Below are 26,353 nucleotides of genomic sequence, written 5' to 3'. Positions count from 1 at the left end.
GGCGTCCTCGGTAACGTATGGAGTCGAAGTCGGTCGCGGAGGCGTTCGCGTCGTTCGACGAGACGTGGAGTCCGCGCGTCCTCGCGGAGCTGAACGGTCAGCACGTCAAGGTCGCGCGCCTCGAAGGGACGTTCGTCTGGCACAGTCACGCGGACGCCGACGAACTCTTCTACCTCCTCGAGGGCGACCTCACCGTCGAGTACAGACGAGACGACGGCGAGACGGACGCCGTCCACCTCGACGTCGGCGACCTCACCGTCGCGCCCGCCGGTGTCGAACACCGCCCCGTCGCGGACGGCGAAGCGAAAGTCCTCCTCTTCGAACCCGCGGGCACGCGCAACACCGGGGACGCGGCCGACGACGAACGCACCGTCACCGACCTCGAACGCCTCTGAGACGGCGAGCGGTCGGCGGCGCGTCTCCCCCCGTCTGGTTCCCTCCCTGAACGCGCTCGCCACACGCGTCTACAACCGCGCGCCCGACCCCGTCACCCTCACGGTCGCCGACGGCCGGACGTCCCGCGGCGCCGTCGCGGCCGTCGACCCCGCCTGAGTCCCCGTCCAGAAACGGTTTCCCACGCCTCCACGTAGGCCGCGACATGGACCGTCGCGACTTCATCGCCGCCCTCGGTGCCGCCGGCATCGGCGCCGCTGCCGGCTGCGGGGGCTCCCCCGGGAGTCGATTCCTCGAAAACGGCCCTCCCGACGGCTGTGGCGCCCCCGCCTCCTTCGCCGCTAATCGCGGCTCGCTCCCCGCCGACGACACCCCGACCGACGGCATCCCTCCAGCGGTCTCCCGGACGCCGACCACGCGCGACGTGGACCCCGAATCCTTCGACACCTACACCGCCGACGGCGTCGAGGTGCCGCTCGTTCCCGTCGACGTCGCACACTACTGGTGGCTCCGTGGTGCCGCGCGCTTCGCCGACGCCCGCGACCCCGCACTCTACGACCGCTCGCACGTCTACGGCGCCGTCCGCAGCCCCGCGCCCGGCATCACCTACGACGGCTGCGACCCCGTGGACTACTGGCCGGAGGGCGACCGCGTCATCTGCTACTGCGGCTGCCCCCACCACCTCTCCTCGCTGCGCGCCGCCGCGCTCATCGACGCCGGCTACGACGACGTCTACGCCATCGACGAGGGGTACTGGGAGTGGCACCGCCGCGACTACCCCGTCGCCGGCGAGCGCCCCGGGTGGACGCCGACTCGGGAGTACGTCGTCGAGGGCACGACGAGCGCGCAGTACGCGAACGCGACCGCGTGGATTCGCGTCGCCGGCGCGAACCAGAGCGAGGCGACGAAGATCGACTCGGCGGGGAACTTCACGCTCGAACCGACGTTCTCCGGTGTCACCGCCGACACCCCGGTCGTCGTCGAGACCCCCGCGTACACCGTGCACACGACGCTCGAAAACGCAACCGGAGGCGTCGTCGACGCGTCGACGTAGCGCCCGCGAGACTTTTCCGCCCCCCACTCGCACGTCACGCCGTGAACGGCCATCGACGACCGGCGGGTCGGTACGAGGCGCGACGCGACGAGGCGGCCGACGAGACCGGCGACAGCGACGCTCCCAGCGCGCGACACGCCGGGCGCCCGGCCGCGCCGCGCTCCGCGTAACGCGATGCTCGCCTCGCTCGCCCTCCTCGCGGTCGGCCTCGTCACCCTCGTCTACGGCGCGGACCGCGTCGTCGCCGCCGCGAGCGGCCTCGCGGACCACGTCGGCGTCAGCGCGCTCTTCGTCGGCGTCACCGTCGTCGCGGTCGGCTCCAGCGTCCCCGAGATCGCCACCACCGCGTACGCCTCTGTCTACGGCGCCGGCACGCTCGCCGTCGGCCACGTCGTCGGCTCCGCGACCTCCCAGATAACGCTGGGCGTGGGGCTCGTCGCCGCCGTCTCCACGCTCACCATCCCGCGCGAGCGCCTCCCCGCCTACGGCGGCGGGATGCTCGTCGCCATGGCCGTGATGCTCGTCGCCGCCGCCTCCGGCACCGTCGGGCGCGTCGAGGGCGCGCTCATGTGCGCGCTCTACCTCGGTTTCCTCGCGGTCGTCGCCGAGCGCGCTGACTTCGCCGACCGCGCGAGCGACCACGACGGCATCCACGACCCCCGGAGGGCCGCGCTCTGGCTCGTCTGCGGCCTCGTGCTCGTCCTCGCGGGCGGCCACCTCCTCGTCACCGAGGGCCGCGCGTTCGCGCTCGCCGTCGGCGTCCCGCCGTATCTGGTGGGTGTCGTCACCGGTCTCGGCACCACCGTCCCCGAGATAACCGTCGCCCTCCAAGCGGTGCGCGCCGACGAGGACGGCATCGCCGTCGGCACCCTCTTCGGGTCGAACGTCACCGACCCGCTGTTCAGCCTCGGCTTCGGCGCCACCGTCGGCACGCTCCACGTCGCACACGTCTCCCGCGTCCTCCTCGCCGGCGGCTACATGCTCGCTGTCTCCGCCGCCGTCGTCGCCTACTTCGCGCTCCGCCCGACGATGGGGCGACGGGTCGGCCTCCTCGTGGCCGCGCTCTACCTCCCCGCGTTCCTCATCGTGTAGGTCGGCGAGTACGCTTTTCGCGCGCCCGCCGCTACCCCCACGTATGACCGAACGTGTCGTCGTGATGGGCGCCGCCGGACGGGACTTCCACGACTACTTCGTCGAACTCCGCGACGACCCCGACCGCGAGGTCGTCGCGTTCACGCGCGCGCCCGGGCAGAACCTCGGCGAGACCGACGCGGCGGGCATCGCGGACTTCCCCGCCGAACTCACCCCGGAGGGGCGGGGCGCCATCCCCGTCGTCCCCGAGGCCGACCTCGCCGACCTCGTCGCGGAGCGCGACGTCGACACCGTCTACTTCTCCTACTCGGACGTCACCCACGAGCACGTGATGCACGCGGCGTCGCGCGCGCTCGCCGCCGGCGCGGACTTCGAGATACTCGGCCCCCGGAGCGTGCAGGTGGACGTGGACGCCCCGGTCGTCGCCGTGAACGCCGTCCGCACCGGCTGTGGGAAGTCGCAGGTGGCGGGCGCGTTCGCCGACGAACTCGACGCGCGCGGGCTCGACGTCGCCGTCGTCCGCGAGCCGATGCCGTACGGCGACCTCGTCGAGAAGCGCGTCGAGCGCTTCGCGGACGAAACCGACCTCGCGGGGCTCACCGTGGAGGAACGCGAGGAGTACGAACAGCACGTCGCGGCGGGCCGCGTCGTCTACGCGGGCGTCGACTACCGCGCGGTGTTCGACCGGGCGAGCGAGGCGGCCGACGTCGTGCTCTGGGACGGCGGGAACAACGAACTCGCGTTCGCCCGCCCCGACTACCACGTCGTGCTCGTCGACGCCCTCCGGCCGGACCACGGCGAGCGCTATCACCCCGGCGAGACGAACCTCCGGCGCGCCGACGCCGCCCTCGTCACGAAGGAGAACGCCGCGACCGACGACCAGATCGCCGAGGCGACGGACGTCGCTGCGCGCCTCGCGCCCGACGACGCCCCCGTGCACCACGCCGACTCGGTGGTCTCCGTCGCCGAGGCCGAGCGCGAACGGATCGCGGGCGCGGACGCCCTCGTCGTCGAGGACGGCCCGACGCTCACGCACGGCGGCGCGCCCCACGGCGCGGGCTACGTCGCCGCCGACCGGTACGGCGCGGCGTCGCTCGTGGACCCGGCGCCGCACGCCGTCGGCGAACTCGCGGCCGTCCTCGAGGAGTACGACCACCTCAACCGCGTGCTCCCCGCGATGGGGTACAGCGACGCGCAGGTCGCCGACCTCGAAGCCACCATCGACGCCGCCGACCCGGACGTCGTCGTCGCCGGGACGCCCATCGACCTCGCCGCCGTCGTCGACGTCGACGCGCCCGTCGTCCGCGCGCACTACGACGTCGAGTTCCGCGACACCGACGCGGGGGCGCTCCTCGAGGCGGGCCTCGATCTCTGAGTGTCTCGGGGGCGTTCGCAGCGGGTGCGAAGTAGGGGCGCGGGATGAGTTCGCCGACGCTCCGCCGAACGCACGGCCAGCGAGCGCCGGCTATCGCTCCGCGCGTGTCGGCGCGTGCGCCGCCACCTCGACGCCCGGGCTGTAGACGACGTGCGGCTCGCCGTCGGGCGTCTCGAAGCCGTTGACGTCGAAGAGGTCGTTCGTCCGGGCGTCGTAGTCGGCCGCCCGGAGCTCCCACGGGCCGTGCTCGACCTCGCCTCGGAGGAGCGTGTCGCGCCCCTCGACGTAGAAGCGATAGCGCTCGAGGAGGAACTCGCTCAGGCTCCCGGACTCGGCGGGTCGGAGGTCGCCGCGCGACGTGTAGTCGGCGTCGAACTCGCAGGGCGGAACGCCCGAGTGGGTGCGCTCGCTCTCGAACTCGACCGTCTCGCCGCGCCGGACGACCCGCTGGCTCGCGTTGTAGTAGGGGAGGCGGTAGGTCGCGCGGGCGATGGCGACGCCGAGGCGGTCGGTGGCGTCGAGGTTGTAGAAGTAGATGCCGGGCCCGCCGTCCCCGGTGACGTACGTGCGGAGGTTCAACTCGCCGAACGTCGGGCCCACGCGTCGCGGGAACCCGTAGGGACGAACGTCGCCCATGACGAAGGGGACCACGGAGAGGTAGGCGTCACCCTCGTAGGTGTCGACCGTCACGCCCTCGGGGAGCGTCTCCGCGACGACGGCCGGGTCGACGGCGTAAGAGGCGACGCAGACGTCCCGCCAGTCCATCGAGATGACGCGCATACCGGTTCTTCACCGCCTGCGCCCTTCCGTGTGCCGGCCGGTGTCGCGGACACCGACAGCGTTAATAACTGCACTATATGTTTTACTAACAGTGGGACAAGAACCATCCTTCGTTTACGAACGACGCGGCGAGACGGTCATCGGCCTCGCCGCCGTCGCCCTCCTCGTCGCGCTCTCCGCGTACGCGCTCACCGTCGGGCGCGCCGGCAAAGTCGTCGGTATCGGCTGGGTCGCCTTCGCCGCCATGGCGTTCGGGACCCTCTTCGGCGTCCGCGCCGACGCCGACGCCGCGCGCGGTCTCGTCTGGGGCTACGGGCTCGCCAGCGGGGCGATGGTCACCAGCGCCGCCGTCTTCCTCGTTCCGCAAGCCGTCGGCTACCAGCCGAAACTCGCCGGCTTCGGGCTCGCCGCCGGCGTCCTCACCGGCTTCGGCGCGCACACCATCGGCCACCGGCTCTCCCACCTCGACCTCCCGATGGACCGCACCACCGCACAGATCACCGCACACGCGCTCTCCGCCGGACTCATCATCGGCGCCGTCTACGCCGCGATGCCCGAACTCGGCGCCGTCCTCGGCCTCGCCATCGTCTCGCACAAGGGTCCGGCGGGATACGCCGCCGCGCGCCGCCTCCGCCTCGCCGACCGCTCCGTCCTCCCGCTCCTCCTGCCCGCCGCCGGCGTCGGCATCGCCGCCGTCGCCGTCGGCCTCCTGCGCATCCCGGCCGACCCCGCCGTCGACGCCGTCGTCTTCGGGTTCGCCGCCGGCGTCTTCCTCCACGTCGCCATGGACTTCCTCCCGGACTGCGAGGTCGGCGGCGAGATACACGACGTCGTCACGCGCCACGCGGACGGCCACGACCACGGCCTCCTCGACCGGCTCCGCACGCAGGCCGTCGCCAGCACCGCCGTCGGCGCGCTCGCCGTCTTCGCCGCCAGCGTCGCGCTCGGCGTCGTCTGACGCACTCGGCGTTCGTCCAGAACGGCCCGCCACGTGACCGGACACCTCCACGTTCGACCACCCCCGCGGGCCGCGTGTGGTCCCCCTCACTGTCGACATATGAGGTGTGGGTATCTCCTAATACGGCCTTATTGGCTCTCCCATCGGGCGGTCTCGCGGCTCTCGGGGCCGTCCGGCGGGTTTCGGGCGGGGCAGTATCGGGACCGATGAACACTCTTATATGGCTGGCAGGTCTGGACGAACGTACACGATGTCATCCAACGACATTCCCGGTGCGAGTCCGGGGGAACGGGTTCTTCCAGGGCACTTTAGCCCACAATAACGACGAGATCGACGACGCACGGATCTTCGACACGACGCTCCGAGACGGCGAGCAGACGCCACGCACGTCGTTCGACTACGACGACAAGCGCGAGATAGCCGCGCTGCTCGACCAGATGGGGGTCCACGTCATCGAGGCGGGCTTCCCCGCGAACTCCGAGGCGGAGTTCGAGGCCGTCCAGGACATCGCGGCCGACACGAGCGCCACGACCTGCGGGCTGGCGCGCGTCGTCGAGTCCGACATCGACGCCGCACTCGACGCCGGCGTCGACCTGGTGCACGTCTTCGCGTCCACCAGCGACGTCCAGATCGAGGACTCGATGCACGCCACGCGCGAGGAGGTCGTCGAGCGCTCCGTCGCCGCCGTCGAGCAGGTGACGGACGCGGGCGTCGAAGTCATGTACTCCCCGATGGACGCCACCCGGACGGACCCCGAGTACCTTCAGGAGATACTCGAGGCCGTCGACGAGGTCGGCGTCAACTGGGTGAACATCCCCGACACCGTCGGCGTCGCGACGCCGAGTCGGTTCGCGGACCTCGTGCGCTTCGTCCGCGAGCACACCGACGCGCGCGTGGACGTCCACGCCCACGACGACTTCGGGATGGCGACGGCGAACGCCGTCGAGGGGTTCGTCGCCGGCGCCCATCAGGCGCAGGTGAGCGTGAACGGCATCGGCGAGCGCGCCGGGAACGCCGCCCTCGAGGAGGTCGTGATGGCGGTCGAGAGCCTCTTCGGCGTCGACACCGGCATCGACACGACCTACATCGCCGAGCTCTCGCGGATCGTCTCCGAGAAGGCCGACGTGCCGGTGCCCGCGAACAAGCCCGTGGTGGGCGACAACGCCTTCAGCCACGAGTCGGGCATCCACGCGGCGGGCGTCATCGAGAACGCCGAGACCTTCGAGCCCGGCGTGATGACGCCGGAGATGATCGGCGCCGAGCGCTCCATCGTCCTCGGGAAGCACACCGGGACGAACGCGGTCCGCCAGCACCTGGAGGAGGCCGGCTACGAGCCGACCGACGACGAGGTGGTGGCGGTCACCAAGCGCGTGAAGGAGCACGCTTCGCAGAAGCGGCGCGTCACGACCGACGACCTCCACGAGTTCGCGGAGGACGTCGGCATCGAGCGCGCGTCCACCGAAGTGAGGGCCTGAGAATGCCCTCGTTCGGCAACGTTTGCACGGCCGGAAAGCTTCAAATAGATGCATCGCGTGTCTCCGACAACGATGCGACCAGCACCCACGCAGTCTCTCCGACGTCGCGTGAGTGTCATCGCCGCGGTACGCACGCCCATCGTAGGGGCGTAAGCCCCCACTCTCCTCCTTCCAACCGGCCGTCCGTATCGTCCGCCGAACCGACAAGCAACGCAGCCACACACACGCACACACAATGAGCGAGAGCGAAACCGAACGAACCACGGAGAAGGGCGACGACACGCTCCCCACCGGAGCGGCGTCCGTCGTCGCCGCGCTCGAGGACGCCGGCGTCGAGGCCGCCTTCGGCGTCCAGGGCGGGGCGATCATGCCGATCTACGACGCGCTCTACCAGAGCGATATCGAGCACATCACGATGGCGCACGAGCAGGGCGCCGCGCACGCCGCAGACGCCTACGGCGCCGTCACCGGCGACCCCGGCGTCTGCCTCGCGACCTCCGGTCCGGGCGCGACCAACCTCGTGACCGGCATCGCGGACGCCGACATGGACTCCGAGCCGATGTTGGCGCTCACCGGGCAGGTCGCGACCGACATGGTCGGCAACGACGCCTTCCAGGAGGCCGACACCACCGGCATCACGCGCCCCGTCACGAAGGCGAGTTACTTCGCGAGCGACCCCGACACCGTCGGCGACACCGTCGGCGAGGCGTTCGCGCTCGCTCGCGACGGCCGGCAGGGTCCGACGCTCGTCGACCTGCCGAAGGACGTCTCGAACACGGAGGACGTCGCCCGTCCCGGCCCCGCCGAGGGCCCGGAGACGCACGTCGTCCCCGACGAGGCCGACCCCGACGAGGTGAGTCGTGCCGCGCACGCGCTCGCGAACGCCGAGCGGCCGGTCATCCTCGCGGGCGGCGGCGTCATCAAGGGCGACGCGACCGAGGAGCTCCGGCAGTTCGCCGTCGACCACGGGGTTCCCGTCGTCACGACGATGCCGGGCGTCGGCGCGTTCGACGAGACCCACGACCTCGCCATGGAGATGGCGGGCATGCACGGCACCGGTTACGCGAACATGGCGATCACGCACTGCGACGTCATGCTCGCCGTCGGCACGCGCTTCGACGACCGCCTCACGGGCGGCGTCGACACGTTCGCGCCCGAGGCCGAGATCGCGCACGTCGACATCGACGCCTCCGAGATCTCGAAGAACGTCCACGCGGACTACCCGCTCGTCGGCGACGCCAGCACGGTCCTGCGCCAGCTCGACGACGCGCTGCCGCGCGCGCCGGACGCCGAGGGGTGGCGCGACCGCTGTCTCCACTGGAAGGAGGAGTACCCGATGGACTACGACGCCCCCGAGGACGACCCGCTCAAGCCGCAGTTCGTCGTCGAGGCGTTCAGCGAGGCGACCGACGACGACACCATCGTCACGACGGGCGTCGGCCAGCACCAGATGTGGGCCGTCCAGTACTGGACGTTCACCGAGCCCCGAACGTGGATCTCGAGTCACGGCCTCGGGACGATGGGCTACGGCCTCCCCGCCGCCATCGGCGCGAAGGTCGCCGCCCCCGAGCAGGAGGTCGTCTGCTTCGACGGCGACGGCTCCTTCCTGATGACCGTCCAGGGGCTCTCCGTCGCCGTCCGCGAGAACCTCGACCTCACGGTCTGCGTGCTGAACAACGAGGCCGTCGGGATGGTCCGCCAGTGGCAGGACGCCTTCTTCGAGGGCCGCCGGATGGCCTCCGAGTACCCGTGGGGGCCGGACTTCGCGACGCTTGCCGAGGCGTTCGGCGCGAAGGGCTTCACGCTCGACGACTACGACGAGGTCGCGGACACCATTCAGGCCGCCCGCGACTACGACGGCCCGAGCGTCATCGACTGTCACATCGACCCCCGCGAAGACGTCTATCCGATGGTCGCAAGCGGCGGTGCGAACGGCCTCTTCGCGCTTCAGGAGGAGCACCTATGAGCACGACGTACACCGACTCGACCGGAGGTGTCGCGCGATGACCGGCGAACTCCCCGGCCCCGCGCCCGAGGAGCGCCCGCATCCGTCGGGCCGCCGGAACAAGCAGGGCATCCGCATCGACCCCGAGGCGGAGTCCGAACCCGAGGTCCGACGCGAGGTGCTCTCGGCGCTCGTCGACCACGAGCCCGGCGTCCTCGCCGAGGTCTCGGGGCTGTTCGCGCGCCGGCAGTTCAACATCGAGAGCCTCACGGTCGGCCCGACGGCCGCCGAGGGGCTCGCGCGCATGACCATCGTCGTCGAGGAGACCGACCCCGGCGTCGAGCAGGTCAAGCGCCAGCTGCGAAAGCTCGTCCCCGTCCACGCGGTCCGCGAGCTCGATGCCGCGACCGAGCGCGAGCTCGCGCTCATCAAGGTCGGCGACGACGACCCGGCGGGCGTCGCGGCCGTCGCGGAGATGTACGGCGGCGAGGCCGTCGAGGCCGGCCCCGAGGTCGTGACGGTCGAGCTGACCGGCACGGAAGCAGAGATCGACGCCGCGGTCGAGGCGTTCGAACGGTTCGGCGTTCGCGAGGTCGCCCGCACGGGCACCGCCGCGCTCGCCGGCGGCACCGAGTTCACCGCATACGACGACACTACTACCGATGACTGACGACACAGAGTTCACCCAGCCCGTATATCACGAAGAAGACACGAACGCGGAGTACATCGCGGACAAGACCGTCGCCGTCCTCGGCTACGGCAGTCAGGGCCACGCCCACGCCCAGAACCTCCACGAGTCCGGCGTCGACGTCGTCGTCGGCCTCCGCGAGGGCTCCGCCTCCCGGAGCGCCGCCGAGGATGACGGCCTGCGCGTCGCGACGCCGGTCGAGGCCGCCGCCGAGGCCGACGTCGTGAGTATCCTCGTCCCCGACACCGTCCAGCCCGCCGTCTACGACCAGATCGAGGACGAACTCGAGGCCGGCGACACCCTCCAGTTCGCGCACGGCTTCAACATCCACTACGGCCAGATCGAACCGAAAGGAGGCATCGACGTGACGATGGTCGCGCCGAAGTCCCCGGGCCACCTCGTCCGCCGGAACTACGAGGCCGGCGAAGGCACGCCCGGCCTCGTCGCCGTCTACCAGGACGAGACGGGCGACGCGAAGGGGGAAGCGCTCGCGTACGCGAGCGCCATCGGCTGCGCGCGCGCCGGTGTCATCGAGACGACGTTCCGCGAGGAGACCGAGACCGACCTCTTCGGCGAGCAGGCCGTCCTCTGCGGGGGGGCGACCGCGCTCGTCAAGCAGGGCTACGAGGTCCTCGTTGACGCGGGCTACAGCCCCGAGATGGCGTACTTCGAGGTGCTGAACGAGCTGAAGCTCATCGTCGACCTGATGTACGAGGGCGGGCTGACGGAGATGTGGGACTCCGTCTCCGACACCGCCGAGTACGGCGGGCTGACGCAGGGCCCCGTCGTCGTCGACGAGACGGCTCGCGAGAACATGGAGGAGGTCCTCGAGCAGGTCCAGAACGGCGAGTTCGCCCAGGAGTGGATCACCGAGAACCAGGCCAACCGGCCGAAGTACAAGCAGCTTCGCGCCCGCGAGGAGAACCACGACATCGAGGAGGTCGGCGAACGCCTCCGCGAGCTCTTCGCGTGGGCCGAGGAGGAGTCCGAGGACGAAGAGGAGGTCGCCGAGGTGTCCGCGGATGACTGAGGCCGCGACGGCCGTCCCGACGGAGGGGCGCGTATGAGCGAGGGCACGCTCTACGACAAGGTCTGGGACGAGCACACCGTCACGACGCTCCCGACGGGCCAGACCCAGCTCTTCGTCGGCCTCCACCTCATCCACGAGGTGACGAGCCCGCAGGCGTTCGGGATGCTGCGCGAGCGCGACATCGACGTCGCCTACCCCGAGCTGACGCACGCGACCGTCGACCACATCGTCCCGACGGACGACCGCTCGCGGCCGTTCAAGAACGACGCCGCCGAGCGGATGATGGAGGAACTCGAGGAGAACGTCCGGGACGCCGGCATCGAGTTCGACGACCCGACGACGGGCAATCAGGGTATCGTCCACGTCATCGGGCCGGAGCAGGGTATCACGACGCCCGGCAAGACCATCGTCTGTGGCGACTCGCACACGGCGACGCACGGCGCGTTCGGCGCCGTCGCGTTCGGCATCGGCACCTCGCAGATTCGGGACGTCCTCGCGACGCAGTGTATCGCGATGGAGAAGCAGAAGGTCCGACGCATCGAGGTCGAGGGCGAACTCGGCCCCGGCGTCGAGGCGAAGGACATCATCCTCGAGATCATCCGCCGACTCGGAACCGACGGCGGTGTCGGCTACGTCTACGAGTACGGCGGCGAGGCCATCGAGAACCTCGGGATGGAGGGCCGCATGTCCATCTGCAACATGTCCATCGAGGGCGGCGCGCGCGCCGGCTACGTCAACCCCGACGAGACCACCTACGAGTGGCTCGCGGAGACCGACGAGTACGCCGACGACCCCGAGAAGTTCGAGCGCCACAAGGAGTACTGGGAGTCCATCCGCACGGACGACGATGCGGAGTACGACGACGTCGTCACCATCGACGCCTCCGACCTCGAACCGGTCGTCACGTGGGGGACCACGCCCGGGCAGGGAATCGGCATCACGGACCCCATCCCGGACCCCGAGGAGATGGATTCCGGCGACGCGGATGTCGCGCGACGCGCACAGGACCACATGCGCGTCGAACCCGGCGAGACGATGGAGGGCTACGACATCGACGTCGCCTTCCTCGGCTCCTGTACGAACGCCCGCCTGCCGGACCTGCGCGCCGCCGCGCGGGTCGTCGAGGGCCGGGAGGTCGCGGACGGCGTGCGCGCGTTCGTCGTCCCCGGTAGCCAGCGCGTGAAGGCCGCTGCCGAGGCCGAGGGCCTCGACGAGGTCTTCACCGAGGCCGGCTTCGATTGGCGCGACGCCGGCTGTTCGATGTGTCTCGGGATGAACGACGACCAACTGGAGGGCGACGAGGCGTGTGCGTCCTCCTCGAACCGGAACTTCATCGGCCGACAGGGCTCGAAGGACGGCCGCACCGTCCTGATGAACCCGCGCATGGTCGCCGCCGCCGCCATCACCGGGGAAGTGACTGACGTGCGCGACCTGAAGGAGGTGAGCCTCGCATGAGTGACCTCTCGGAGGGGCCGGCCGAGACCATCGAGGAAGTGACCGGGAGCGGCATCCCGATTCGCGGGAACGACATCGACACCGACCAGATCATCCCCGCGCGCTTCATGAAGGTCGTCACGTTCGACGGCCTCGGCGAGTACGCGTTCTTCGACCAGCGTTTCGACGACGAGGACAACCAGAAGGACCACCCGTTCAACGAGGCGCGCTTCCAGGACGCGAACGTCCTCGTGGTGAACTCGAACTTCGGCTGTGGCTCCTCGCGCGAGCACGCCCCGCAGGCGCTGATGCGCTGGGGGATCGACGCGATCATCGGCGAGTCCTTCGCGGAGATCTTCGCGGGCAACTGCCTCGCGCTCGGCATCCCGACGCTCACGGCGGACCACGAGTCCATCAACGCCCTCCAGCAGTGGGTGGACGACCACCCGGACGAGGAACTGCACGTCGACGTCGTGCGCGAAGTCGTCGAGTACGACGGCACGGAGATGAGCGCGAACGTCGACAAGGCACAGCACAAGGCGCTCGTGGAGGGCGTCTGGGACACGACCGCGCTGATGGAGGCGAACGCGGCGGCGACGCGCGACGTGGCCGAGTCACTCCCGTACGTCGAGTCCGACTCGCTCCCGGGGGCCGAGGCCGATGACTGAGGAGATCGTCGTCATCCCCGGCGACGGTATCGGCCAAGAGGTCGTCCCTGCGGCGGTCGACGTCCTGCAGGCCACGGGCATCGGCTTCGAGTTCGTGGAGGCGACGGCCGGCGACCACGTCGCCGCCGAGGGCGGCGACCCGCTCCCCGAGGAGACGCGCGCGCTCGTCGCGGACGCGGACGCGACGCTGTTCGGCGCGGCGGGCGAGAGCGCGGCGGACGTCATCCTCCCGCTTCGCGACGCCGTCGGCTCCTTCGTGAACGTCCGGCCCGCGCGCACGTACCCGGGCGTGGACGCCGTGAAGCCCGACATGGACATCGTCTTCCTCCGTGAGAACACGGAGGGGGTCTACGCCGGCCACGAGTCGCGGCTCACGGACGACGTCTCGACGCTGACGCGCGTCGTCTCGAAGTCCGCGAGCGAGCGCCTCGCCGAGTACGCCTGCGACTACGCCCCGGACGGGTTCACGGTCGCCCACAAGGCGAACGTGATGCGCGAGACGGACGGGCTCTTCCGCGACACCGTGCAGTCGGTCGCCGAGGAGAACGGCGTCGAGACGGACGCCGCGCTGATGGACGCGCTCGCGATGCACCTCTGTCTGCGCCCCGAGGAGTACGAGGTCGTCGTCTGCCCGAACCTCGCGGGCGACGTCCTCTCCGACCTCGCCGCCGGCCTCGTGGGGGGGCTCGGCCTCCTCCCCTCCGCCAACATCGGCGAGGAGCGCGCGCTCTTCGAGCCCGTGCACGGCACCGCACCGGACATCGCCGGGCAGGGCGTCGCGAACCCCTGCGCGACGGTGCTCTCGGCGGCGATGCTCCTCGACTACCTCGGCTACGAGGAGGAGGGCGACGCGGTGCGTGACGCCGTCGAGGACGGCCTCGCGCACGGCCCGCGAACGCCCGACCTCGGCGGTGACGCGTCCACCGCCGACGTGACGAACGACATCATCGAGCGGCTCTAAGCGCCGCACCCGTTCGGTTTCTACTCGTTCTCCCGCGCACCGAGCGACGCGTCTCTCCGTCGACGTATCGAGCGAGGAAACACGCGCTCGGGCGGCTTACTCGCCGAGTATCTCCGCGCCCGACCCGACCGTCGAGCGGTAGGCGCGCGCGTCCACGCCGGCGTCCTCGAACGCCTCGACCATCGCGGCGGCGACGGCGCGTTGGCGGGCGGGATAGCAGGCGGCGATGATGGCGGGGCCGGCGCCGCTGACGGTGACGCCGGTCGCGCCGGCGTCCGTCGCGGCCGCACAGACGTCGTCGTAGCCGTCGATGAGTTTCGCGCGGGCGGGCGTGACGACGCGCTCGTCCATCCCGCGCCCGACGAGCGCCGGGTCGTCGCGCTGCATCCCTGCCGTGAGGGTGGCGGCGCTCCCGACGGTGTGGACGACGTCGTCCATCGCCGCGCTCTCGGGAACGACGCCGCGCGCGTCGCGCGTCGAGACGGCGATATCGGGGAGGCACGCCACGAGGGGGACGTCCGCGTCGACGCTGAAGACGCCGTCGTCCCGGACGACGGTGAAGCCGCCGAGGATCGAGGGCGCGACGTTGTCGGCGTGCGCTTCGCCGGAGACGGCGGCTTCGCCCTCGGCGGCGACGCGGACGAGTTCGTCGCCGGTGAGATTGCGCTCGTAGAGCGCGTCGAGCGCGACGGCGGTGGCGGCGGCGGAGGCGGCGCTGGAGCCCAGCCCCGAGGACGGGCGCACCCCCTTGTCGATGCGGATGTGCGCGGGCGCGTCGAGTTCACGGGCGACCACGCCGGCGGTGTTCTTCCGGGGGTCTTCGGGGATGTACTGCGCGCCCGCGCCCGAGACCTCGATGGTGGTCTCGTCGGCGCGTTCGACGCTGACGACGTCGGCGGGCCGGTCGAGCGCGACGCCGAAGACGTCGAACCCGCTCCCGAGGTTCGCACTCGTCGCGGGGGCACGGACCGTGAGCATGCGCGCCCGTACCGTACCGTGGGGGAAAAGGGTAGCGAACGCGCGGCGCGGCCGGAACGCCGCCGACCGTAACGCTAACCCGGACCGGCGACGCACTCTGTGCCATGATTGGCATCGTCGGCGGCGGGATCGCAGGGCTGGCGGCGGCCCGGCGTCTCCAGCGCGCCGGCCACGAGGTGACGGTGTTCGAGGCGTCCGAGCAGATCGGGGGGCTCGCGGCGACGTACGAGACGGCGGGCGACCCGCTGGAGAAGTTCTATCACCACCTCTCGGGCTCTGAGGGGACCATCGTCGACCTCATCGAGGAACTCGGCCTCGGCGACGACGTGGAGTGGCCCATCGGGAAGAACGCCTACTACATCGACGGGACGATCCACCCGATGGACAAGCCGTGGGAGATCCTCGCGTTCCCCTACTGGAGCCTCTACGACACGTTCCGCTTGGGGATGCTCGTCCTCGACGTCGACGTTCGCGGCGGCGTCCCGTCGTTCGACTCCTACGAGGACCTCGAGGACTACGAGGACGTCCCCGTGAAGGAGTTCTGCGTCGAGCACACCACCGAGAACGTCTACGAGACGTTCTTCGAGCCGCTCCTGGAGGCGAAGTTCGGCGAGCGCGCGGAGGACGTCTCGGCGGCGTGGCTCCTCGGGCGCATCAAGTTCCGGGGCGAGCGCGACCTGCTGAAGGGCGAACCGCTGGGCTACCTGAAGGGCGGGTTCGGCCGCCTCCTCGACGAACTCCTCGACGACGTCGGGAGCGACACCGTGGAGACGAGCACGCGCGTGACGGACGTCACCTACGGCGAGTCCGGCGTCGAGTCGCTGACGGCGCAGGGACCCGACGGCGCGGCCGAGGCGCATGACGTGGACGCGGTCGTCGTCGCGGCGATGCCGACCGTCCTCGAGGAGCTCACCGGCTACGAGTGTGACATCGAGTTCCAAGGGACGGTCTGCTCGGTGATCTCGATGGAGGAGTCGCTGACGGACACCTACTGGCTGAACGTCGCGGACGACGCGCCGTTCGGCGCGCTCATCGAGCACACGAACTTCATCCACCAGTCGAACTACGGCGGCGAGCACCTCCTCTACGTCCCGAAGTACATCCAGAGCCCGGAGGACCCGGTCTGGCAGATGGACGACGAGGCGGTCGCGGAGACGTGGCTCGACGGCATCGAGGGCCTCTTCCCCGACTTCGATCGCGAGTCGGTGAACTGGGTGCAGACGGCGCGCAACCCCCGGACGGCGCCGATCTACGAGCGCGGCTACCTCGACATGGTGGTGCCCTACGACCTCTCCGAGGCCGTCGCGGACGGCGTCTACTACGCGGGGATGGCGAGCGAGGCCCAGTACCCCGAGCGCTCGCTGAACGGCGGTATCGTCGCTGGCTACGAGGTCGCCGACAGGATCGTCGAGGAGTACTGATGGCCGAGGAACTCGTCGCCGGTTGCTGGTGGCTCGACCTCGGCGGAACGAACGCCTACCTCGTCGAGGATGGCGACGACCTCGTGCTCGTGGACGCGGGGATGCCGTGGCACGCCGACGACGTCCGCGCGGGCGTCCGCGATGCCGGCTACGGCCTCGCGGACGTGACGCGGGTGTTCGTGACGCATTACGACATCGACCACGTCGGCGGCCTCCGCTCGCTCGACCTCGACGCGCCGGTCCACGTCGGCGCGAAGGACGCCGACTTCCTGACCGGGCGACGCCGGCCGCCGCTCTCGAACCGGAAGGGGTTCTTTCAGCGCGTCACCGGGCTGTTCGCGCCGACGCTCACGGACGTCGCGTACGTCGCGGACGGCGACCAACTCGGGAGCTTCACCGCGTTCGCGACGCCCGGGCACACGCCGGGGCACGTCGCCTACGTCTCGCGAGAGCGGGGCGTCGCCTTCCTCGGCGACCTCGTTCGCGAGGCCGACGGCGCGCTCGAACCGTCGCCGTGGGCGTTGAGCTACGACACCGGCGACGTCCGCGAGAGCATCGGCTCCCTCGTGCGCGAGTCCCCCGCGTTCGACGTGGCGTGCGTCGGCCACGGGACGCCGCTCGTCACCGGCGGGAAGAAGGCGCTCGCCGGCGCGCTCGGGTAGTCGGCCGTCAGTTCGCGCCGGGGGCGTCCTCGACGTCGACGTGCTCCGGTTCCTCGGCGCTTCCTTGGTGTGTCTCGCCGTCGTCGCCCTCGACGTAGACGTCGTCCGCGAAGCCGCCTTCGGCGTGCGGGAACTCGCCGTCGTCGAGGCGTTCGGGCGTCGCCGGCGCGTCGGGGAGGCCGCCTTCGGGCGCGAACTCGCCGAGGGGGTCCTCGACGGTGATGTCGTGCGCCTCGAAGAACTCGCGGTGGCGCTCGTAGTGGGCGTCGACTTCCTCGGGGGGGAACTCCATCATCTCCGCCCAGCCGTGGTTGTAGAAGTCGAAGGTGGCGACGATGTGCGTCATCTCGCGCGCGACGGCCTCCTCGTAGCCCGCCTGGAGCGCGGCGAGGTACATCTCCGTGGAGGCGTCGAAGAACGCCTCGAGGTGCGGGATGCGCTCGTCGGTGTGCTCGTCGTCCGCCCAGCCGCCGAAGACGGAGACGTGAACGTCGACGAGTTTCTCGTGGACCATCTCACCGACGCCCGGCATCTCCAGCGCCTTCCGCGCCGCGAAGTGCGTGACGTTCTGGCGTAGTTTCATGTCCGGTGATTCGGCCGCGATATACAAAGTCCTACCCGTGTCGGCGGATTCGTGCCACACTCCGGTAACGTGTGCCGGGACCATAGACGGATAGCAATCCACTTTAACCCGGAACGCACAGTGCCAGTATGAGCGAGTCGTTCGTGATAATCGGCGACGGGGTCGCCGGCAGTTCCGCTGCGGAGACCATCCGCGAACGCGCCCCCGAGGCCGACGTCACCGTCGTCACAGACGAGGGCGAAGCCCTGTACAATCGCATCCTCATCAAGGAGTTCGCGAAGGGGAAGCTCCCCGAAGCGCCCATCTCCATCCACGACGAGTCGTGGTACGATGAGCGCGACATCGACCTCCAGCTGAACACGCTCGTCACGGGCGTGGACGTGGACGGACACGTCGTCCACACGCACGAGGGCGACGACCTCGAGTACGACAAACTCCTCGTCGCGACGGGCGGGACGCCCACCCAACTCCCCGTCGAGAACAGTGATTCCGAGGGCATTCACCACTTCTGGACGTTCGAGGACGCCCGCCACATCCGCGAGCACGCCGAGGACGCCGACGAAGGCGCCATCGTCGGCGCGGGCCTGCTCGGTATCGACCTCGCCGCGATCTGTGCCGCCCAAGACATCGACGCGAAGTACCTGATGCGCGGGGACCGCTGGTGGCGCTACGCCCTCAGCGAGGACGGCGCGGAGATCATCCACGACGCGCTCGCGGAGAAGGGCATCGAGCCGGTCTTCGACTCCGGCGCGTCGCGCTTCGAGACCGACGACGACGGGCACGTCGTCGCGACTATCGGCGGCAACGGCGAGCGCTACGAGTCCGACTTCGTCGGCGTCGCCATCGGCCTGAACTTCAACGTCGAGTTCCTCCAGGACACCGACGTCGAGATGGACGACGGCATCGTCGTCGACGAGTACATGCGCACGGGCGCCGAGGACGTCTTCGCGGCCGGCGACATCACCCAGTTCTACGACACCATCCGCGACACACGCGCGCAGAACGGCTCGTGGGGCTCCGCGAAACAGCAGGGCTCCGTCGCCGGGCACGCGATGGTCGCCGACGACGTCGAGGACAGCGTTGACGAGTTCCGCTGGGTGTCCTCCTACTCCATCACGCACTTCGACTTCCCGTTCCTCTCCTTCGGCTTCCCGACGGACGGCGACGAGCACGTCGAGCGCAAGTACTCGGAGACCGAGTGGCGTCGGCTCGCCTTCGAAGACGGGAAGCTCATCGGCGGCGTCCTCATCGGCAACCTCGCGCCGCAGTCGAAGTACAAGCAGCTCATCCGCGGCGAGGCCGACGTCGCGGACCAGTCGGACGTCCTCCTGCAGGAGAACTTCGAGCTCGAAGAGCTCGACGTCGACCTGTAGGGCTCCGAGACCGCGTCACCTCCCACCAGCAACCGGCTTCACGCCCGCTCTCGTTTCCGAACACCCCGTTTGTCGATCGCGCTCGTAGGTCCCCCACGAGTACGCCGCTCGGCACCGACCCCGTGCGTCGCGTGAGCGCCGAGGCACGCGTTCCCGTCACGACCTAGACCCGCACGCCGGGCGTCGTCGCGGCCCCCTATCGCCCCGACCGAAGCCGTTTTCCACGCGAGCGGCCCATCCCCTAGGTATGAGCATGAGCGGCGGGAGCACGGACATGACGCTCGCCTTCGAGTTGTCCGCGCTCAAGCGACTCGCGAAGCCCGGGACGGCGTTCGCCGACGCCCGGCAGTGGACGGAGTACGTCGGCGTCGTGAGCGACGAACCGACGTACGTCGTGACGAACTTCACGCGCAAGCGCCGCATCAGGCAGGACTTCTTCTCCGGTCCGAAGTCGAAGCGCGAGAGCCTCGAGAACGTGAAGTCGCAGTTCGAGACGGACCGCCACGTCTTCGTCGGCACTGGCGAGGCCGACGAGGAACTCGCGGCGGAGACGGGCTGGGAGTACCTCGCGATCGAGGACGCGGCGGCGGCCGCGGACTGGGAGCTCGGCGAGGACGACGAGGACGCGACGGCGGCCGGGGAGCCGGAGCGCGACGACTGGCCCTGACGATGGCGGGGCCGCGCGTTCCCGACGCCGGCGACGGCGCCGACGGCGGTGAGGGATCCGACGACGGCACCGTCACGCTCCCGTGTGGCGAGTCGGTCCACCGGGGCGAGTTCGACCTCGGGATGCGCGAGTACGAGTGCGCGTGCGGGGAGCGCCACGCGGTCGTGATGGACATGCATCCGCCCTCGCGCTTCGTCCCGGAGGACGTCGTCGAGGTGTTGCGCGCGAGCGTGACGCCGAGCGAGGACGACGCCTTCGAGGAGTTCGGCACGCCACACCTCATGGGGAGCGTCATGGAGGAGTTCCCCGAGGAGGTGGTGGTCGTCGACGCGAGCGAGGACGGCACCGTGGGATACGCGCTCCTCTGGGTGGCCGCGTTCGACGCCCGCACGCTCCACGAGCACGTCGTCGAGCTCGTCGTCGAGCTGATGGAGCACGCGGTGAGCCACACGCGCGACGACGGCGCGCAGGGCGAGTTCGAGACGCAGATGCTCGACTTCGACGTCGAAGGGTTCGTGGACGCCTATCGGAGCGAACGCGAGTGGGAGCGCGAGCGGTAGGCGCTCTCCCGCGTTCCCCGTTCGGGTTCTTTGTCGCCGTCGATAGCCCGTAGCGCGCTCGCCGCGCGTACTCGCGGACGTCCACCGGCTGCGTTACGATTTTCGTAATCCGATTACGAGATTTGCACTCTTTCGTTTCGCTTATTACGATGTACGCATTCGACCTAGCTACACATGAGTGACGACCGGACCGTCCTCCTCATCGGGAGCGGCCCGATACAGATCGGCCAGGCGGCAGAGTTCGACTACTCCGGCGCGCAGGCGTGTCGCGCCCTCCAAGAGGAGGGTGCCCGAGTCGTCCTCGTCAACTCCAACCCCGCCACCATCATGACGGACCCCGAGATGGCGGACGAGGTCTACATCGAACCCATCACCGTCGAGGCCATCGCGGAGGTCATCGCGAAGGAGAACCCCGACGGCGTCATCGCCGGCCTCGGCGGGCAAACAGGGCTAAACGTCACCGCCGAACTCGCCGAGGAGGGGGTCCTCGACGAGTACGACGTCGAGATCATGGGGACGCCGCTCGACACCATCTACGCGACCGAGGACCGCGACCTCTTCCGCAAGCGCATGGAGAACCTCGGCCAGCCCGTCCCGCGCTCGACCACCATCTCGCTCGACGAGGGCGAGTCCGTCCAAGCGCTCGACGAGGACGACATCGCCGAGCGCGTCGAGGACGCCGTCGACGCGGTCGGCGGCCTCCCCGTCATCTCCCGCACGACGTACACGCTCGGGGGGTCGGGCTCCGGCGTCGTCGAGGAGATGGACGAGCTGAAGTCGCGCGTCCGCAAGGGCCTGCGCCTCTCGCGGAACTCGGAAGTGCTCATCACGGAGTCCATCTCCGGCTGGGTCGAACTCGAGTACGAGGTGATGCGCGACGCCGGCGACTCCACCGTCATCATCTGCAACATGGAGAACATCGACCCGATGGGCATCCACACCGGCGAGAGCACGGTCGTGACGCCCAGTCAGGTCATCCCCGACGACGGCCACCAGGAGATGCGCGACGCCGCGCTCGAAGTCATCCGCGACCTCGGAATCGAGGGCGGCTGTAACATCCAGTTCGCGTGGCACGACGACGGCACCCCGGGCGGCGAATACAGAGTGGTGGAGGTGAACCCGCGCGTCTCGCGTTCCTCCGCGCTCGCCTCGAAGGCCACGGGCTACCCCATCGCGCGCGTCACCGCGAAGGTCGCGCTCGGCAAGCGCCTCCACGAGATCACGAACGAGATCACGGGCGAGACCACCGCCGCCTTCGAGCCCGCCATCGACTACGTCGTCACGAAGGTGCCGCGCTGGCCCAAGGACAAGTTCGACGACGTCGACTTCACGCTCGGCACCGCGATGAAAAGCACGGGGGAGGCGATGGCCATCGGGCGCACCTTCGAGGAGTCGCTCCTGAAGGCGATGCGCTCCAGCGAGTACGAGCCCGACGTCGACTGGGCGGGCCTCAGCGACGCGGAGCTCGAGGAGCGCTACGTCGCGCGCCCGAGCCCCGACCGCCCGTACGCGCTCTTCGAGGCGTTCGACCGTGGCTACTCCGTCGACGAGATCGTCGAGCTGACGGGCATCGAGGAGTGGTACGTCGAGCGCTTCGCGCGGGTCGCCGACGCCGCCGACGGCGCGAAGCACGGCGAGTTCACGGACGCCGCCATCGAGGGCTTCACGAACCACGAGATCACGGCGCTCGCGGGCGGCGAGTTCGCGGACACCCACGAGTCGTGGCTGCCCGCCGACGTCGACCACGGCCCCGACGAGGACGAGCCGGAGGCGCGCCCGGACGGCGCGGGCGTCACCATCGACGACGTCGAGGCCGACGTCCCGGGCCGCACCTACAAGCAGGTCGACACCTGCGCGGGCGAGTTCGAGGCGCGCACGCCGTACTACTATTCCTCGCGCGCACCCGAGTGGTTCAGCGGCCCCTTCGAGGGCGAAGCCGCGGGCGGCGAGCTCCGAGTGAACCACGACACCGATTCCGTCGTCGTCGTCGGCGGCGGCCCCATCCGCATCGGGCAGGGCGTCGAGTTCGACTACTGCTCCGTCCACGCGGTGCGCGCGCTCCGGGAGGAGGGCGTCGAGGCCCACGTCGTCAACAACAACCCCGAGACGGTCAGCACCGACTACGACACCTCTGATGGGCTGTTCTTCGAACCCATCACCGCCGAGGAGGTCGCGGACGTCGTCGAGGCGACGGGCGCGGACGGCGTGATGGTCCAGTTCGGCGGCCAGACGTCCGTCAACGTCGCGGACGAACTCGAGGCCGAGATCGACCGTCGCGGCCTCGACGCCTCCATCCTCGGCACGAGCGTCGAGGCGATGGACTTGGCGGAGGACCGCGACCGCTTCAACGTCCTCATGGACTCCCTCGGAATCAGCCAACCCGACGGCGGGACGGCGTTCAGCGAGTCCGAGGCGCTCGACCTCGCACACGACCTCGGCTATCCCGTGCTCGTCCGGCCGTCCTACGTCCTCGGCGGGCGCGCGATGGAGGTCGTCCACAGCGACGCCGAGCTGACGGAGTACATCGAGGAGGCCGTCCGCGTCTCCCCGGACAAGCCCATCCTCGTCGACGAGTTCCTCGCCGATGCCGTCGAGCTCGACGTCGACGCCGTCTCGGACGGCGAGGACGTCCTCATCGGTGGCGTGATGGAGCACGTCGAGGCCGCCGGCGTCCACTCCGGGGACTCCGCGTGCGTCATCCCGCCGCGCAACCTCGACGAGGAGACGCTCGGCCGCGTCCGCGACGTCGTCGAGGAGATCGCGCGCGCCCTCGAAACCGTCGGCCTCCTCAACGTCCAGCTCGCCGTGAAGGACGGCGAAGTGTACGTGCTGGAGGCGAACCCGCGTAGCTCGCGTACCGTGCCGTTCGTCTCGAAGGCGACCGGCGTCCCCATCGCGAAGCTCGCCGCGAAGGTCATGGCCGGCCAGTCCCTCGCCGACCTCGACGTCGCGGAGGGCATCCCCGAGGAGTACAGCGTGAAGGAGGTCGTCCTGCCGTTCGACCGCCTCGAGGGCGCCGACCCGCGCCTCGGCCCCGAGATGAAGTCCACGGGCGAGGTCATGGGCACCGCCCGCACTTTCGGGAAGGCCTACGAGAAGGCCCAGTCCGCGGCCGGTAACGACCTCCCCGAGGGCGGCGTCGCGGTCGTCGACTTCGACATCGAGGGCTTCGAGGAGTACTACGACGTCGAGGCCTTCGACGACGTCCCCGAGGCCATCCGCACGGACAAAATCGACCTCTACGTCGGTGACGACGTCGACGCGCTCCGGACCGCCGTCGAGGAGGACTTCCCCTACATCTCCACGGTCGCGAGCGCGACGGCGAGCCTCGAGGCGCTCGCCCACCGCGACGACGACCTCGACGTCGAATCCGTCAGCTCGCGCCCCATCACGAACGCGAAGTGGGGCGGCCGCGACGAGTAAGCGCGCCCGCCCCGGTCGCGTCCCCGGAGCGGGGACGAACCTTTAGTGACCCGCACGCGAGACGGGGGATATGCCGCTCGAATCGTGGGCGACCGAGGCCACGTTCGCGCTCAACCTCTTCACGCTCCTCGCGACCACGGTCGCCTCCGTCTTCTCGACCATCGCCGCGCTCGGCTTTCGCGGGACGCCGTGGGGGCGGACGCTCGCGCCGCTCCCCGTCGTCTTCGTCGCGCTGACCGTCTCGACGACCGTCACAATCCATCCCACGACGCCGCCACACGGCGGCTGGGCCGCCTCCGTCTGTTGGCTCGTGGCCGTCGCCGCCATCGCGGTGACGTGCTGGCGGTTCGTCTCGCTCACCGCCGAACTAGAGGTGGCGGCGTGACGCCCGAAATCGCCCTCTGGGGGGTGGCCGTCGTCGCCCTCGTGGCGCTCTGCGTCGCCTTCGCGTATCCGCTCCTCACGTACTCGCACAACGTCCTCTACCGCGAGGGCGTCCTCCTCTTCACCGTCGCGCTCGCCTGCCTGAGCGCGGGCGCCCTCCTCGAACTCCTCGTCGACGTCCGCGTGTTCGACGTGACGCTGCGCGTCCTCGCGTACGTCTTCTACGCGGCGAGCGGCGCCGTCAGCGTCGCCGCGACGTGGCGCTTCGCGCGCGAGTTCATCGACTTCGGGGGCGACGCACACGTCGACGTCGAGAGCGACGAGTACGTCGGGGGGTTCGAAAATGAACGCTGACCGGGTCGACGACGGCGCGGCTCTCGCGGACCTCTCGGCGGGTGCGGTCGCGCTCTACACGCTCCCGTCCGGTGAGCGCCCGCTATCCGCGATTCCGCGCGCGGGCTTCGAGAACCTGCTCGTGCTCTCGACGTCCGCCGACCTCGAGCGCCTCGAACGCGCGGTCGCGGCGCGCGGCGGCGACCCCGCGCACGTCGGCGTCGTCCCGATCACGGGGACGACCGTGGACTACGACGGGCCGCTGTGGACGACCGAGCGCGCGAACCCGAGCGACCTCACGGGCATCAGCATCCGGTTCTCGGAGGCGTTCGCGCACGTCCGCCCGGGGGTCGGCTGGGTCGTCGTCGACAACCTCGGCGTCCTCTCGATGTACGTCTCCGAGGAGCGACTGGTCCGCTTCGTCGAGTCGATAACGAGTGCGACCCGCGAGCGGAACGCCCACTGCGTGCTCGCGGCGACCGAGGGCGTCCTCGGGGAGCGCACGCTCGCGCGTCTCGAGGGGCTGACGGACAGGACGGTGTCCGCGCGCTAGTTGACGGTCAGCGCCGCGCGGTCCTCGGCGAGCGCGAGCACGTCGTCGAAGAAGTCGAGGGTGTCGTGCGGGCCGGGGTTCGCCTCGGGGTGGTACTGGCGGGTGAGGACGCCGTACTCCTCGCTGTCGATGCCTTCCGGCGTGTCGTCGTTGACGTTCACTTGCGTGACGGTGAGGTCACCGGGTTCGTCGACGGTGTAGCCGTGGTTCTGCGTCGTCATGACGACGCGCCCGGACTCGTGGTCGAGGACGGGCTGGTTGACGCCGCGATGGCCGAAGGTCATCTTCTCGGTGGTGCCGCCGAACGCGCGGGCGACGACCTGCTGGCCGAGGCAGATGCCGGCGATGGGGAGGTCGCCCTTGAAGTGGGTGACGAGGGCCTCGGTGGCCTCGAAGTTCGCGGGGTCGCCGGGGCCGTTCGAGATGAAGAGGACGTCCGGGTCGAGGTCCGCGACCGTCTCGGCCGAGACGTCGTAGGGCAGGACGTGGACGTCGGCGTTGCGCGCGGTGAGCGAGTCGACGATGGAGCCCTTCGCCCCGCAGTCGACGAGCGCGACGCGCGGGCCGGAGCCCGCGTGGTGGACGGGTTCGTCCACGCTGACGCGCTCGCCGATGTCCGTGATGTCGCTCATGTGCGGGCAGCTCTCGAGTTGCGCCTTCGCCTCCTCGGGGGAGGCCTCGGGGCCGGCGGAGACGCCGACCTTCATGGCGCCACGGTCGCGGATGTCCGTCACGAGGTCGCGGGTGTCGACGTGGTCGACGCCGGGGACGCCCTCGGCCTCCAGCCACTCGGCGACGTCGTCCGTCATCTCGCGTGCGACGACGGCGTGCGGGTGGACGCGGTCGGACTCGAAGCGCTCCTCTCGGACGCCGTAGTTCCCGATGAGGGGGTACGCGAAGGTGAGCACTTGCGCTTCGTAGGACGGGTCAGTGAGGCTCTCCTCGTAGCCCGTGTACGCGGTCGTGAACACGAGTTCGCCCTGGGCGGCGCCCGGGGCGCGTGCGCGCGCTTCGACTACGTCCCCCGTTTCGAGGGCGAGATAGGCGTCCGACATTACGAGAAACGAACGAACGGGCCGAATATAAGGCTTGCTTTCGTAGCATCGTTACGAATTTCGTAACTCCTTTCGTCGCCGCTCCCTAGGTCGCGATATGGACGACCTCGACCGGCAGATCCTCGACGTCCTCCGACGAGACGCGCGGACGCCGTACACCGAAATCGGCGACGAGCTCGGCGTCAGCGAGGGGACGATACGGAACCGCATCGAGCGCCTGCAGGAGGAGGGCACCATCGAGCGCTTCACGGTCTCCACCAGCACCGGCAACGTCAAGGCCATGATCGAGGTGGACGTCGCCGTGGACGTCGACACGCACGCCGTCGGCGACCAGATCGCCGAATGGAGCGAGGTCGACTTCGTCTGGCAGGTCTCCGGCGAGCTCGACATCGTCGTCGTCGTCGACGCCAAGGACACCACGCGCGTCAACGAACTCATCACCAAGACCCGCGAACTCGACGACGTCACCACTACGAAGACCCGCCTCATCCTCGACGAGACCCTCTAA

General features: G+C 70.1%; 26 protein-coding genes. 22 read left to right on the top strand and 4 right to left on the bottom strand.

Features of this window, described 5'->3' with window-relative positions:
• The first annotated feature begins 17 nt into the window (after positions 1-17).
• From IEY12_RS03100 to IEY12_RS03085, 4 genes are all read left to right on the top strand, one after another.
• Positions 18-395, top strand: coding sequence for a cupin domain-containing protein (locus IEY12_RS03100; RefSeq protein WP_188878664.1), 378 nt, complete (start codon positions 18-20; stop codon positions 393-395).
• Between the two features lie 203 nt (positions 396-598).
• Entirely contained in the window at positions 599-1,447 is an 849-nt protein-coding gene (locus tag IEY12_RS03095; protein WP_188878662.1) for a rhodanese-like domain-containing protein, read from the top strand.
• A 174-nt stretch (positions 1,448-1,621) separates the two neighbouring features.
• Complete coding sequence (locus IEY12_RS03090) at positions 1,622-2,539, top strand: sodium:calcium antiporter (protein ID WP_188878660.1); 918 nt, start codon at positions 1,622-1,624, stop codon at positions 2,537-2,539.
• 43 nt (positions 2,540-2,582) lie between these two features.
• Positions 2,583-3,914, top strand: coding sequence for a GTPase (locus tag IEY12_RS03085; protein ID WP_188878658.1), 1,332 nt, complete (start codon positions 2,583-2,585; stop codon positions 3,912-3,914).
• A gap of 90 nt (positions 3,915-4,004) precedes the next feature.
• On the opposite strand, the gene IEY12_RS03080 is transcribed toward IEY12_RS03085, so the two are convergent.
• Entirely contained in the window at positions 4,005-4,694 is a 690-nt protein-coding gene (locus IEY12_RS03080; protein WP_188878654.1) for a YqjF family protein, read from the bottom strand.
• Between the two features lie 91 nt (positions 4,695-4,785).
• Between IEY12_RS03080 and IEY12_RS03075 the strand changes: the two genes are divergently transcribed.
• The 8 genes from IEY12_RS03075 (at position 4,786) to IEY12_RS03040 (ending at position 13,853) form a co-directional block, all read left to right on the top strand.
• A complete protein-coding gene (locus IEY12_RS03075; RefSeq protein ID WP_188878641.1) occupies positions 4,786-5,652 on the top strand; it encodes a ZIP family metal transporter in 867 nt (288 codons plus the stop codon).
• Between the two features lie 272 nt (positions 5,653-5,924).
• Complete coding sequence (locus IEY12_RS03070; RefSeq protein WP_229870881.1) at positions 5,925-7,127, top strand: LeuA family protein; 1,203 nt, start codon at positions 5,925-5,927, stop codon at positions 7,125-7,127.
• Between the two features lie 235 nt (positions 7,128-7,362).
• The gene (gene ilvB / locus IEY12_RS03065; RefSeq protein ID WP_188878635.1) at positions 7,363-9,093 is read left to right on the top strand and encodes a biosynthetic-type acetolactate synthase large subunit; all 1,731 of its coding nucleotides are present in this window, start codon (positions 7,363-7,365) and stop codon (positions 9,091-9,093) included.
• A 37-nt stretch (positions 9,094-9,130) separates the two neighbouring features.
• Complete coding sequence (gene ilvN / locus IEY12_RS03060) at positions 9,131-9,742, top strand: acetolactate synthase small subunit (protein ID WP_188878628.1); 612 nt, start codon at positions 9,131-9,133, stop codon at positions 9,740-9,742.
• Positions 9,735-10,790 carry a ketol-acid reductoisomerase gene (gene ilvC, locus IEY12_RS03055; protein ID WP_188877974.1) on the top strand — a complete coding sequence of 352 codons (1,056 nt, stop codon included), beginning with the start codon at positions 9,735-9,737 and terminating at the stop codon, positions 10,788-10,790. The genes ilvN and ilvC overlap by 8 nt, the downstream gene beginning before the upstream one ends.
• A 33-nt stretch (positions 10,791-10,823) precedes the next feature.
• The gene (gene leuC / locus IEY12_RS03050) at positions 10,824-12,245 is read left to right on the top strand and encodes a 3-isopropylmalate dehydratase large subunit (RefSeq protein ID WP_188878619.1); all 1,422 of its coding nucleotides are present in this window, start codon (positions 10,824-10,826) and stop codon (positions 12,243-12,245) included.
• Entirely contained in the window at positions 12,242-12,892 is a 651-nt protein-coding gene (leuD, locus tag IEY12_RS03045) for a 3-isopropylmalate dehydratase small subunit (RefSeq protein ID WP_188878616.1), read from the top strand. Before leuC ends, leuD begins: the two co-directional genes overlap by 4 nt.
• Complete coding sequence (locus IEY12_RS03040; protein WP_188878614.1) at positions 12,885-13,853, top strand: isocitrate/isopropylmalate dehydrogenase family protein; 969 nt, start codon at positions 12,885-12,887, stop codon at positions 13,851-13,853. The genes leuD and IEY12_RS03040 overlap by 8 nt, the downstream gene beginning before the upstream one ends.
• A 96-nt stretch (positions 13,854-13,949) precedes the next feature.
• Here the strand turns inward: IEY12_RS03040 and IEY12_RS03035 are convergent, their stop codons facing one another.
• A complete protein-coding gene (locus tag IEY12_RS03035) occupies positions 13,950-14,831 on the bottom strand; it encodes a homoserine kinase (protein WP_188878604.1) in 882 nt (293 codons plus the stop codon).
• Between the two features lie 104 nt (positions 14,832-14,935).
• On the opposite strand from IEY12_RS03035, the gene IEY12_RS03030 reads away from it, so the two are divergent.
• Together IEY12_RS03030 and IEY12_RS03025 are read left to right on the top strand one after the other, a co-directional pair.
• Positions 14,936-16,252, top strand: a complete 1,317-nt coding sequence (locus IEY12_RS03030) for an NAD(P)/FAD-dependent oxidoreductase (RefSeq protein ID WP_188878602.1) — start codon at positions 14,936-14,938, stop codon at positions 16,250-16,252.
• The gene (locus IEY12_RS03025; RefSeq protein ID WP_188878601.1) at positions 16,252-16,914 is read left to right on the top strand and encodes an MBL fold metallo-hydrolase; all 663 of its coding nucleotides are present in this window, start codon (positions 16,252-16,254) and stop codon (positions 16,912-16,914) included. Before IEY12_RS03030 ends, IEY12_RS03025 begins: the two co-directional genes overlap by 1 nt.
• 7 nt (positions 16,915-16,921) lie before the next feature.
• On the opposite strand, the gene IEY12_RS03020 is transcribed toward IEY12_RS03025, so the two are convergent.
• Positions 16,922-17,497, bottom strand: coding sequence for a DUF6149 family protein (locus tag IEY12_RS03020; RefSeq protein WP_188878599.1), 576 nt, complete (start codon positions 17,495-17,497; stop codon positions 16,922-16,924).
• Positions 17,498-17,625: 128 nt separating this feature from the next.
• Between IEY12_RS03020 and IEY12_RS03015 the strand changes: the two genes are divergently transcribed.
• From IEY12_RS03015 to IEY12_RS02985, 7 genes are all read left to right on the top strand, one after another.
• Positions 17,626-18,870, top strand: a complete 1,245-nt coding sequence (locus IEY12_RS03015) for an NAD(P)/FAD-dependent oxidoreductase (protein ID WP_188878597.1) — start codon at positions 17,626-17,628, stop codon at positions 18,868-18,870.
• A 253-nt stretch (positions 18,871-19,123) separates the two neighbouring features.
• Positions 19,124-19,537, top strand: coding sequence for a DUF7124 domain-containing protein (locus IEY12_RS03010; RefSeq protein ID WP_188880340.1), 414 nt, complete (start codon positions 19,124-19,126; stop codon positions 19,535-19,537).
• A 2-nt stretch (positions 19,538-19,539) separates the two neighbouring features.
• Positions 19,540-20,097, top strand: a complete 558-nt coding sequence (locus IEY12_RS03005) for a DUF5815 family protein (protein WP_188878595.1) — start codon at positions 19,540-19,542, stop codon at positions 20,095-20,097.
• A 174-nt stretch (positions 20,098-20,271) separates the two neighbouring features.
• Complete coding sequence (gene carB / locus IEY12_RS03000; RefSeq protein WP_188878587.1) at positions 20,272-23,520, top strand: carbamoyl-phosphate synthase large subunit; 3,249 nt, start codon at positions 20,272-20,274, stop codon at positions 23,518-23,520.
• A 70-nt stretch (positions 23,521-23,590) separates the two neighbouring features.
• A complete protein-coding gene (locus IEY12_RS02995; RefSeq protein WP_188878580.1) occupies positions 23,591-23,905 on the top strand; it encodes a hypothetical protein in 315 nt (104 codons plus the stop codon).
• Entirely contained in the window at positions 23,902-24,258 is a 357-nt protein-coding gene (locus tag IEY12_RS02990; protein WP_188878572.1) for a hypothetical protein, read from the top strand. Before IEY12_RS02995 ends, IEY12_RS02990 begins: the two co-directional genes overlap by 4 nt.
• Positions 24,248-24,790, top strand: a complete 543-nt coding sequence (locus IEY12_RS02985) for a DUF7504 family protein (protein ID WP_188878564.1) — start codon at positions 24,248-24,250, stop codon at positions 24,788-24,790. The genes IEY12_RS02990 and IEY12_RS02985 overlap by 11 nt, the downstream gene beginning before the upstream one ends.
• Here IEY12_RS02985 and carA read toward each other — a convergent pair.
• Complete coding sequence (gene carA / locus IEY12_RS02980) at positions 24,787-25,845, bottom strand: glutamine-hydrolyzing carbamoyl-phosphate synthase small subunit (RefSeq protein ID WP_188878561.1); 1,059 nt, start codon at positions 25,843-25,845, stop codon at positions 24,787-24,789. The genes IEY12_RS02985 and carA overlap by 4 nt on opposite strands.
• Before the next feature lie 97 nt (positions 25,846-25,942).
• Between carA and IEY12_RS02975 the strand changes: the two genes are divergently transcribed.
• The gene (locus IEY12_RS02975) at positions 25,943-26,353 is read left to right on the top strand and encodes an Lrp/AsnC family transcriptional regulator (RefSeq protein WP_123075676.1); all 411 of its coding nucleotides are present in this window, start codon (positions 25,943-25,945) and stop codon (positions 26,351-26,353) included.

The sequence above is a fragment of the Halarchaeum grantii genome, assembly GCF_014647455.2.
Lineage (GTDB): Archaea > Halobacteriota > Halobacteria > Halobacteriales > Halobacteriaceae > Halarchaeum > Halarchaeum grantii.
Note: the sequence above shows the minus strand (reverse complement) of the source record. Positions and strands in the feature narration are given on the sequence as shown.